Origin of the sequence: Micromonospora sp. NPDC023633 (assembly GCF_040640035.1) — a bacterium.
Taxonomy (GTDB): domain Bacteria; phylum Actinomycetota; class Actinomycetes; order Mycobacteriales; family Micromonosporaceae; genus Micromonospora.
In genome coordinates this window covers 1-1,263 of the sequence record NZ_JBFABB010000284.1, presented here as the reverse complement: position 1 = coordinate 1,263, position 1,263 = coordinate 1, and the positions used below count along the sequence as shown (strand labels likewise).

Here is a 1,263-nt window from a genome sequence, read left to right as displayed (position 1 = left end):
CAGCATGTCGGCCGCGACCACCCGGTCGATCAGTGACGGCCCCCGGTAGAGCCGGATCAGGGCCAGACGGACACGTCGGCGCGGGCCGGGGCGGCCGGCGGCCCCGGCGTCGTCGAATCGGGCGACGACCCGGTCGAGGCGGCCCCGGCCGACCCGGCCCGGACCGCGTACGTCTCCTTCACCTCGGGCTCGACCGGGGTGCCCAAGGGCGTGGTCGTGCCGCACCGGGCGGTGCTGCGGCTGGCCGACGACCCGGCGCTGTTCGCCGACCGGGCGGGCATGCGGATGATGCGGCTGTCCCCGCTGGCGTTCGACGCGTCCACGCTGGAGCTGCTGGTACCGCTGGCCAACGGCGACACGGTGGTGGTGTTCCCGCCCGGGGAACCGACGCCCAGCGGCCTGACCGAGTTCCTGCGCACCGCCGGGATCACCCACGCGTGGCTCACCTCGGGCGTGTTCCACCTGGTCGCCGACCACCGCCCGGACGCCTTCGCCGGGCTGCGGCAGCTCTTCACCGGCGGCGGCGTGGTCTCCCCCGCGCACGTGCGCCGGGCGCTGCGGGCCTGCCCGGGGCTGCGGGTCACCAACGGCTACGGCCCCACCGAGAACACCACGTTCACCACCACCTGGTCCGTCGACCACGCCGACGCGACGCCGGACCCGCTGCCGATCGGCGCGCCGGTGCACGGCACCGACCTGTACGTCGTCGACCCGGCGGGACGCCTCGTCCCGCCGGGTGCGATCGGCGAGCTGGGCACGGCGGGCACCGGGCTCGCCGACGGCTACCTCGACGATTCCGCGCGCACCGACGCGTCCTTCGTCCGGCTCGGGGATCCGGAGGTGCGCCTGTACCGCACCGGGGACCTCGTGCGCTGGGGTGCGGACGGGCAGCTGCGCTTCCTGGGCCGCAACGACCGCCAGGTGAAGATCGCCGGACACCGGGTGGAGCTGGTCGACGTCGAGCGCAGGCTGCGGGCGCGGCCCGGGGTCCGCGACGCGGTGGTGTTCACCACCGGCGACCCGGTGACGGGCGTACGCCTGTGCGCCGCGCTCAAGCCCGCCCCCGACGGCCTGGACGTGGCCGGCGTGCGCCGTGCCGTGGAGGCCGAGCTGGCCCCCTACGCCCGGCCGCAGCAGTGGGTGACCGTGGCCGAGTTCCCCCTCGACCGCAACGGCAAGGTCGACCTGCGGGCCCTGGGCGCGCTGGCCGGGGTGGCGCAGCCCGCCGCCGCGACGGCCACCGGCGCGGCGGCCACCGGCGCG

At 76.9% G+C, this 1,263-nt stretch carries 3 pseudogenes; 2 read left to right on the top strand and 1 reads right to left on the bottom strand.

The window, feature by feature from the left end:
* Window positions 1–225: pseudogene (locus AB0G13_RS34755) on the bottom strand (hypothetical protein); the annotation flags it as partial.
* Between AB0G13_RS34755 and AB0G13_RS34750 the strand changes: the two are divergent.
* A pseudogene (locus AB0G13_RS34750) lies at window positions 172–729 on the top strand (AMP-binding protein); the annotation flags it as partial. The pseudogenes AB0G13_RS34755 and AB0G13_RS34750 sit on opposite strands and share 54 nt — an antisense overlap.
* A 111-nt stretch (window positions 730–840) precedes the next feature.
* Window positions 841–1,263 (top strand): annotated as a pseudogene (locus AB0G13_RS34745) (non-ribosomal peptide synthetase); the annotation flags it as partial.